The organism is Streptococcus sp. Z554, from assembly GCF_053010305.1.
The window spans coordinates 458,730-464,823 of record NZ_JBRKNV010000001.1 but is presented as its reverse complement, the minus strand read 5'-3'; the positions used below and the strand labels follow the sequence as shown (position 1 = coordinate 464,823).

6 protein-coding genes are annotated in these 6,094 nt (G+C 40.2%); all 6 read left to right on the top strand.

Features of this window, described 5'->3' with window-relative positions:
* The coding region (locus ACVC7R_RS02410; protein WP_447263376.1) for an SspB-related isopeptide-forming adhesin at positions 1 to 2,493 on the top strand (2,493 nt) is incomplete at its 5' end.
* Between the two features lie 202 nt (positions 2,494 to 2,695).
* Positions 2,696 to 3,403 (top strand): glucosamine-6-phosphate deaminase, encoded by a 708-nt coding sequence (locus tag ACVC7R_RS02405; RefSeq protein WP_447263375.1) that lies wholly within the window; start codon positions 2,696 to 2,698, stop codon positions 3,401 to 3,403.
* Between the two features lie 73 nt (positions 3,404 to 3,476).
* Positions 3,477 to 3,989: a hypothetical protein gene (locus ACVC7R_RS02400; RefSeq protein WP_447263374.1), complete on the top strand. Its 513-nt coding sequence runs from the start codon at positions 3,477 to 3,479 to the stop codon at positions 3,987 to 3,989.
* Positions 3,990 to 4,068: 79 nt separating this feature from the next.
* Positions 4,069 to 4,245, top strand: a complete 177-nt coding sequence (rpsU, locus tag ACVC7R_RS02395) for a 30S ribosomal protein S21 (protein ID WP_000048054.1) — start codon at positions 4,069 to 4,071, stop codon at positions 4,243 to 4,245.
* A gap of 131 nt (positions 4,246 to 4,376) precedes the next feature.
* Positions 4,377 to 5,312: an HPr(Ser) kinase/phosphatase gene (gene hprK, locus ACVC7R_RS02390; protein WP_447263373.1), complete on the top strand. Its 936-nt coding sequence runs from the start codon at positions 4,377 to 4,379 to the stop codon at positions 5,310 to 5,312.
* Positions 5,305 to 6,093 (top strand): prolipoprotein diacylglyceryl transferase, encoded by a 789-nt coding sequence (lgt, locus tag ACVC7R_RS02385; RefSeq protein ID WP_447263372.1) that lies wholly within the window; start codon positions 5,305 to 5,307, stop codon positions 6,091 to 6,093. Before hprK ends, lgt begins: the two co-directional genes overlap by 8 nt.
* Position 6,094: the final 1 nt, after the last annotated feature.

Below are 6,094 nucleotides of genomic sequence, written 5' to 3'. Positions count from 1 at the left end.
AACAAGGATAACATCCAATCAGTAAGTATTTCTGATGACTTCGATGAAACTAAGGTTGATGTAGATGCTTCAGCTATTAAGGCTTACGATTCAGTAACTGGCGCTGATGTGACTGACAAGTTCGACATTAAGGTTGAAAATGGTGTTATGACCGCAACTCTTAAAGCTGGCTTCACTAAGTCACTTGGAGACGCAGACGATACACAAATCATCGACACAACTAAATTCGAGTTTGGTCGCTACTATAAATTCGATATCCCAGCCACTGTTAAAACAGACGTTGAAGGTGGAGTAGACATCGAAAATACAGCAGCGCAAATTGTAAACTACTACAACCCATCTACAAAGAAAGTTGAAAAACCAGAAAAGCCAACTGAAAAACGTGTCAACTCAGTTCCAATTGAAGTCGAATTCAACTTCACTAAGAAATTGGAAGGTCGTGAGTTGAAAGCTGGTGAGTTCAGCTTCGTATTGAAGGACTCTAAAGGTACTGAAATCGAAACAGTTCAAAACGACAAAGACGGAAACGTTAAGTTTAAAGCCATTGAGTACAAGAAAGGCGAAGAAGGCACTTACAAGTACACAATTGAAGAAGTTAAAGGATCTGACTCTACGGTTACTTATGATACTATGAAGGCTGAAGTAACTGTTGAAGTGAAGCACGATGGAACTGCTAAAGCACTTGTTAAGACAGTAACAGATGCTGAGGATAAAGAGTTCAACAACCGTGTGACACCTCCATCAACGCCTGAGTTTAACCCAGAAAAATATATTCTTAATGAAGAGAAATTTGATATTACTGGAACTAAACTTCTCGACGATGACAAAGAGTTGACTGATAAAGTAGCTGATACTAACAAAGACCCATATGCGGACAAAGTTGATAATAATGAATCACAAAATATCAATACTCAAACACTCCACAAAGGTGATAAGGTTGTTTACCAAGTCTGGTTGGATACAACTAAATTCACAGAAGCTCACAATATTCAATCTGTTGGAATTACAGATAAATATGACAGTGAAAACTTGGATGTTCATCTAGTTGATATTAAAGCTTACGATTCAGTGACTGGTGAAGATGTAACCGCTAAGTTTGATATCTCAATTGTAGATGGTGTAATTACTGCTACATCTAAGGCTGATTTGACCAAGTCACTTGGAGATGCGGAAGATACTCAAGTAATCGACACTGCTAAATTAGCATTTGGACGTTACTACAAGTTTGATATTCTTGCACGAATCAAGGATACTGCTAAGGAAGGTGTAGATATTGAAAATACAGCTTCTCAAATCGTTCACCAATACGATCCAACTAAGAAATCAGTTGAAAAACCAGAAAAACCAACTGAAAAACGTGTTGTAAATATTCCAGTTAAAGTTGAATTCAACTTCACTAAGAAATTGGAAGGCCGTGCACTGAAGGCAGGCGAGTTTACTTTTGTACTCAAAGATAAGGATGGAAATGTGATTGAAACTGTAAGCAATGATGCTGAAGGTAAGATCAAGTTCTCAGCTCTTGAATTCAAACGTGGTCAAGAAGGTACTTATATTTATCATGTAGAAGAAGTGAAAGGTACAGAGGCTGGAGTTGAGTACGATAAGATGGTAGCGACTGTTGGAGTTACTGTAACTAAGGATGGTAAAGTGTTGACTCTTACTTCACAAATGCCGGAAGATACTGAGTTTAACAACAAGGTAACACCGCCAACACCACCAACCCCACCGGTGACACCGCCGACCCCACCGGTAACGCCACCAACCCCACCGGTGACACCACCGACCCCTCCGGTAACACCACCGACCCCGCCGGTAACGCCACCAACCCCACCGGTGACACCACCGACCCCTCCGGTAACGCCACCAACCCCACCGGTGACACCACCGACTCCACCGGTGACACCACCGACCCCTCCGGTAACGCCACCAACCCCACCGGTGACACCACCAACCCCGCCGGTGACACCACCAACACCGCCGGTGACACCACCAACCCCGCCGGTAACGCCACCAACCCCACCGGTGACACCACCGACCCCTCCGGTAACACCACCAACCCCACCGGTGACACCACCGACTCCACCAGTGACCCCACCGACCCCTCCGGTAACGCCACCAACCCCACCGGTGACCCCACCGACTCCACCGGTGACCCCACCGACCCCTCCGGTAACGCCACCAACCCCACCGGTGACCCCACCGACCCCGCCAGTAACCCCACCAACTCCACCGGTAACCCCACCAACCCCGCCGGTAACCCCACCGACCCCGCCGGTAACCCCACCAACCCCACCAACCCCACCAGTAACCCCACCGACCCCTCCGGTAACCCCACCAACTCCACCAGTAACGCCACCAACTCCTGAAAAGCCTAAAGGTCGTGAATTGCCAAATACTGGTGAGCAGTCTACAGCTGGAGTAATTGCTCTAGGTGCAGCACTTGGTCTAGTAGGACTTGGTTTAGTTGCAAAACCAAAAAGACGTGAAGACTAAAATTACGAAGACATCAATATTTTGGTGTTAAACTTACAATTTTAGTTCTAAAAGAAGAGGCTTTGCTCTTATGAGCAAAGCCTCTTTTATGTATTTCCTAAACTTTACATTATTCTATAAAATTTAAAATATTAAACCGTTTTCACTTGACAAAAATTGGTCTATACCATATAATAAAATAAAGAAATATGGAGGAACAATTATGAAAGTTATTCAAGTGAAAAATCCTGAAGAAGGTGGAAAAGTAGCTTTTGAAATTTTAAAAGAAAAGTTAGCAAACGGTGCACAAACATTGGGGCTTGCGACCGGTAGCAGTCCACTTGAATTTTATGGGGAAATCGTTAAGAGTGACCTTGATTTTTCAAATCTTACTAGTGTAAACTTGGACGAATACGTAGGACTTGATGGCGATAACCCACAATCTTATCGATACTTTATGCAAGAAAATCTCTTCAATAAAAAGCCGTTTAAAGAAAGCTTTTTACCTCGTGGTGTCAAAGACAATGCTGAAGAAGAAGTAGAACGCTATAATCAAATTCTCGCTGATCATCCAGTCGATTTACAAATTCTGGGAATTGGTCGAAACGGGCACATTGGCTTTAATGAACCAGGAACTCCATTTGATAGTCAAACCCATCTTGTAGATCTTGATCAGTCTACTATTGAAGCAAACGCTCGCTTCTTTGACAAGATTGAAGATGTCCCAACTCAGGCTATCTCAATGGGAATTAAAAATATTTTAGATGCTAAATCCATTCTTCTCTTTGCTTATGGTGAATCAAAAGCAGAAGCCATTGCAGGAACTGTTGAAGGTCCAGTAACTGAAAGCCTTCCGGCAAGTAGCTTGCAAAATCATCCAGATGTGACTATTATCGCGGATGCAGCTGCCCTTAGCTTGTTGAAAAAATAAATTCGCAACCACTTGCTCTTTTGGGTGAGTGGTTTTAGACATATAAAACTTCAACTTCACTTTAGGAGGACACATGAATGAAGAAGAATTTCTAAAAATAAAAGAAGCATATAAGAGCGCTAGAACGGAAGAAAGAAACAGAATAATAGACTTCATTACAAAAAAGAAAGATAATGAAGGGAATTATCTTTTTACTAAGTCAAAAGATAAACCATTTAACACAAGAAATCAATATTCAGGAGGTGTAGGAAATAAAAAGTACACCTCGGGTAGTAGATTATCTAGACCATATGATTTATCAAATCATATGTGGATTGATTTGTCATATAAAGGAAATGATATACTAATCTCTTTACAGTCTTTTGATATTGATCCAAATAAAAATAAAAATCTTCACGTCTTATATGATAGAATAGGCATCTTATTTGAACAATCTAAAAAAATTCCAATTTTTAAAGATTGTTATACAATAACTAAAGTCAGTGATGCTTTTCTTAAAATGGAAACAACAAACTGGGAACTACCTTTATCTCAAGCAGATATGGAGGAGATGGTGAACTATATTATTAATCATTATGAAGAATAAAAAACTTAGTTTCCTCTTGACATTTATTCATTTTGCATGTAGAATAGAATAGATCTTGAACTTGAAGGGAGTGAAAAAAATGTCTAAAACAGTAGTACGTAAGAATGAATCTCTTGACGATGCACTTCGTCGTTTCAAACGTGCGGTTACTAAAGCTGGTACTCTTCAAGAAACACGCAAACGTGAATTCTATGAAAAACCTTCTGTAAAACGTAAACGTAAATCAGAAGCAGCTCGTAAACGTAAAAAATTCTAATTTAAAATGAAAGGCTAGACTTATCTAGTCTTTTTTCTTTTTCAAATAAATGACTTAAATACTGTTAAAATCAGAAACTTCTTCCTACAATCTGATATAATAGTAAGAGAACTCAATTGAAGGAGGAATATATGTCGGTTTCAGTAAAAGAAGTAATTGAGAAGCTTAGACTGGACATTGTCTATGGCGAACCTGAATTACTGGAAAAGGAAATCAATACTGCAGATATAACGCGACCAGGTCTTGAAATGACAGGCTATTTTGATTACTACACTCCAGAGCGTATCCAACTGTTGGGGATGAAGGAGTGGTCTTACCTAGTCTCTATGCCTTCTCAAAATCGTTACGATGTCTTGAAAAAAATGTTCTTACCAGAAACACCTGCGGTCATCGTTGCCCGTGGTTTGGTGGTTCCAGAGGAAATGTTGAAGGCTGCTAGAGAATGTAAAATTGCGATTTTAACTAGTCGTACAGCAACCAGTCGTTTGTCTGGAGAACTATCTAGTTATCTGGACTCCCGCTTAGCTGAACGTACAAGTGTACATGGGGTCCTAATGGATATCTATGGTATGGGTGTTCTCATTCAAGGTGATAGTGGTATTGGTAAGAGTGAGACTGGTCTTGAGCTTGTAAAACGTGGACATCGTTTAGTCGCAGATGATCGGGTAGATATCTATTCTAAGGACGAGATGACACTTTGGGGAGAACCTGCTGAAATCTTGAAACATCTGATCGAAATTCGTGGAGTAGGGATCATCGATGTCATGAGTCTATACGGTGCCAGTGCAGTTAAGGATTCTTCACAAGTTCAGCTAGCTGTTTATTTGGAAAATTATGATACACATAAGACCTTTGATCGCTTAGGGAATAATGCTGAAGAACTAGAAGTTTCTGGAGTTACCATTCCACGTATCCGCATCCCAGTTAAAACAGGGCGCAATATTTCTGTTGTTATCGAGGCGGCAGCTATGAATTATCGTGCAAAAGACATGGGCTTTGATGCGACGCGTCTGTTTGAAGAAAGATTGACGAAATTAATTGAAAAGAACGAGGTGACTCATGATTGATCCAGTTGCTTTTCAAATTGGTCCGCTAGCTATTAGATGGTATGCACTCTGTATCGTTTCCGGCCTTATCTTAGCGGTATATCTAGCAAGTAAAGAAGCGCCTAAAAAGAATATCTTATCGGAAGATATTTTGGATTTTATTTTAATTGCCTTTCCTTTGTCAATCATCGGCGCGAGACTGTACTATGTCATTTTTAGATTTGACTATTATAGTCAACATCTAGGAGAGATATTTGCTGTCTGGAATGGTGGTCTCGCTATTTATGGTGGTTTAATTACAGGTGCTACTGTACTTTACATCTTTGCGGATCGAAAGCTGATTAATACATGGGATTTCTTGGATATTGCAGCACCAAGTGTCTTGATTGCCCAGAGTCTTGGACGTTGGGGAAATTTCTTTAACCAAGAAGCTTACGGAGCAGTTGTAGAAAACCTTGATTATTTACCTGGTTTTATTAAGAATCAGATGTATATTGATGGTTCTTATCGTCAACCAACCTTCCTGTACGAGTCCATTTGGAACCTGATTGGTTTTAGTTTAATTGTTATTTTTAGACGCCGATTAAAGGGAATTCGTCGTGGTCATATCACAGCTTTTTATCTAATTTGGTATGGATTTGGGCGTATGATTATCGAAGGCATGCGCACAGATAGTCTCATGTTCTTAGGAATTCGAGTATCTCAGTTGTTATCCGTCTTCTTAATTGGTCTTGGAATTTATATTATTGTTTATCAAAACCGGAAAAAAGCACCATTTTATAATGTAAAAAAGGAGAATTAAA